A 2,536-nucleotide genomic window follows, 5' to 3' on the forward strand; every position below is an offset into this window, starting at 1 on the left:
CCCCGGAGGCCAAGCCGGCCGCGCGGGAACGCGTGGCCGCCGCCGTGACGTCCGGCGACTACGGCACGCGCGAGGTGGGGATCCGGGTGAACGCGCCGGGCACCGAGTGGCACGACGAGGACCTGCGGGCCGCCGCCCGGGCGAATCCGGACGCGGTGGTGGTCCCCAAGGTGAACTCGGCGGACGACGTGCGGGCCGTGGACCGCGCCCTCGACCTCGCCGGGGCGGACGGGGGCACCGCGATCTGGGCGATGGTCGAGACCCCGACGGGCGTGCTGCGGGCCGGGGAGATCGCCACGGCCTCGGAGCGGCTCACCGCGCTGGTGCTGGGCACCAACGACCTCGCGAAGGAACTGGGCGCCGCGTCCGTGCCGGGCCGCGCACCCCTGCTCGGCGCCCTGTCCAGCTGCGTCCTCGCCGCCAGGGCGGCGGGCAGGACCGTGCTGGACGGCGTCTACAACGACGTGCGCGACGCCGAGGGCTTCGAGGCGGAGTGCGGGCAGGCGCGGCAGTTCGGCTTCGACGGCAAGACCCTCATCCACCCGGGGCAGATCGAGATCTGCAACCGCGTGTTCGCGCCGTCGGACGCCGAGATCGCCCACGCCCGCGCGGTGATCGAGGCGTTCGAGCGTGCGGCCGCCGAGGGCCGCGGCGTGGTCACGGTGAACGGCAGCATGATCGAGAACCTGCACGTCGAACAGGCCCGCCGCACCCTCACCCTCGCCGACACCACCACCCCCTGACCTCCCCACCCGGACGGGTGTTGCCGTGAAGGGCACTTTCCCTGCGTGAGAGCCCGTGAGGGGCACTTTCCCTGCGTTGAGTGCAGGAAAAGTGCCCCTCGCGACACTACGGACGGTGAGCGGGTCGGGTCAGCTGCTGCGCCTGCGGCGTTGGAGGACGACGAGAGTGGCGCCGCCGGTGAGGAGGGCGAGGCCGACGAGGATCGGCACGAGCACCGACACGCCGGTCCGGGCCAGATCCCCGGAGTTCGCCTGCGGGGTCACCGAGGTGGTCTCCGTGGTCTCCGGTGCGGACGGCTGCGTCGTCGGGGCCGGGGACGACGTGGGCGTGGTGCTCTCCTCGGGCGGGGTGGTCGGCGCCGCGGTCCAGTCCGCACCCACCGAGGCGTCCAGGGTCGTCTTCTCCGAGGTCGCCACGATCAGCGACTGGGCCGGCTCCTTCTCGTAGTCCTCGCTGACGAACAGGCGGCCGGTGTCCAGCTGCCCGGTCGCGGACAGGGCGAACTCGGCCTGCCCGGCCCCGGTCCCGCTGGGCACGTCGAGGTAGACCTCGCTGCCGTCGACCAGGTCCTCCGCGGCGAGTTCGGCACCGTCCGCGTCGGTCAGGGTCACGCCCTCCGGCAGCTCACCGGTGATCTCCGTGATCTCCCCGGTGGTCGCGACGGTGAACGGGCCGATCGGTTCCCCCGCGACGCCGGACGCGGTCTCCGGTGTGATCTCGAGAGCCGGCGTCGGCTGCTCCCCGGTCCCCACGTTGGTCTCGCCGGTGAGGTGGTCGTACAGGGCCAGCACGTCGGCGTCGGCCGCGTCGTCCCCGGTGCTCGGGTCGTCCCGGTCGAGGTCGAGCCCGTCGCTGAAGTGCCACACCGCGGCCTGCGTGCCGGTGATGGCCTCCTTCTCGCTGAGGCCGTCGTGCAGCTCGGCGCCCGCTCCGGTCAGTGTGTCCGCCAGCGCGTCCACCCCGACGGACGGGTAACCGTGGTGCAGCACCCAGCTGATCCGGTCACGATTCTCGTGGAACGGCGATTCCGCGTCCGGGAACTCGTCCCACGGACTTTCGTGCAGCGAACGCTCGGGGTCGACGGCCACGCTGATCTCGACACAGTAGGCGCGGATCGAATTGCCGCCCTCCAGGTCCAACGCGAACAGATTCGTCTCCGTGGACGTGCCCCCGAGGTGGGCGGTGTACCCGGATTCCCCGGCCGTCGTGTCGATCCGGCCCTCGGTCTGGGCCGACGCGGGCACGGAGCCGAGCACGACGGCCGTGCCCACGGCCGTGAGCAGGGAAATCCCTCTGGCCGACGCTCTTCTACCGTTCATGTGTCTCCTCATTCCACAGCGGCGAGAAACCTGCCGGGAAAACGCGTGATGTCACAGCGGGAGCGCAGCATACACGCGGCGTGGAATGCGCGAACGGGGGACAACCACCCGGTCTTCCGTTACTCCGGAAGGAGCAACGGAGAGCCGAATCCGTCTCGCGAAATGTTTATTGCACGGAATGCAAGGCGTGTTCGAGATCGCGCCACAGATCCTCGGGATCCTCCAGCCCCACACTGAGCCGCAGGAGGCCGGGCGCCACGTGGGCGTCGCCCGCGCGGGCGGCCCGGCGTTCCACCGTGCTCTCCACCCCGCCGAGGCTGGTCGCGTGCCGGATCAGCCGCAGCCGGGCGCACACCCGGTCCGCGGTGTCGGCGTCCGGGAGGTCGAAGGCCAGCATCGCCCCGTTGCCCGGGTACCGCACGCGCCGCACGACGTCGTGTCCGGCGAGCCGGTCGGCGAGCAGCCCGGCGGTG

3 protein-coding genes are annotated in these 2,536 nt (G+C 72.0%); 1 reads left to right on the forward strand and 2 read right to left on the reverse strand.

The window, feature by feature from the left end; all coding sequences use genetic code 11:
* Positions 1 to 743, forward strand: a 743-nt coding sequence (locus tag ACTIR_RS24785) for an HpcH/HpaI aldolase/citrate lyase family protein (protein ID WP_233345861.1), incomplete at its 5' end; no start/stop codon positions are given.
* A 129-nt stretch (positions 744 to 872) separates the two neighbouring features.
* On the opposite strand, the gene ACTIR_RS0108590 is transcribed toward ACTIR_RS24785, so the two are convergent.
* Positions 873 to 2,063: a thioester domain-containing protein gene (locus tag ACTIR_RS0108590; RefSeq protein WP_026453958.1), complete on the reverse strand. Its 1,191-nt coding sequence runs from the start codon at positions 2,061 to 2,063 to the stop codon at positions 873 to 875.
* Between the two features lie 166 nt (positions 2,064 to 2,229).
* Positions 2,230 to 2,536 (reverse strand): PLP-dependent transferase (locus tag ACTIR_RS22420; protein ID WP_034239109.1); only part of this gene is annotated, 307 nt, incomplete at its 5' end.

The sequence above is a fragment of the Saccharomonospora iraqiensis subsp. iraqiensis genome (assembly GCF_000430445.1).
GTDB classification, from domain to species: domain Bacteria; phylum Actinomycetota; class Actinomycetes; order Mycobacteriales; family Pseudonocardiaceae; genus Saccharomonospora; species Saccharomonospora iraqiensis.

Bases quoted from the DNA above. Each gene is read 5' to 3' on its own strand.
- ACTIR_RS0108590 (WP_026453958.1), bottom strand. From the start codon at position 2,063: ATGAACGGTAGAAGAGCGTCGGCCAGAGGGATTTCCCTGCTCACGGCC.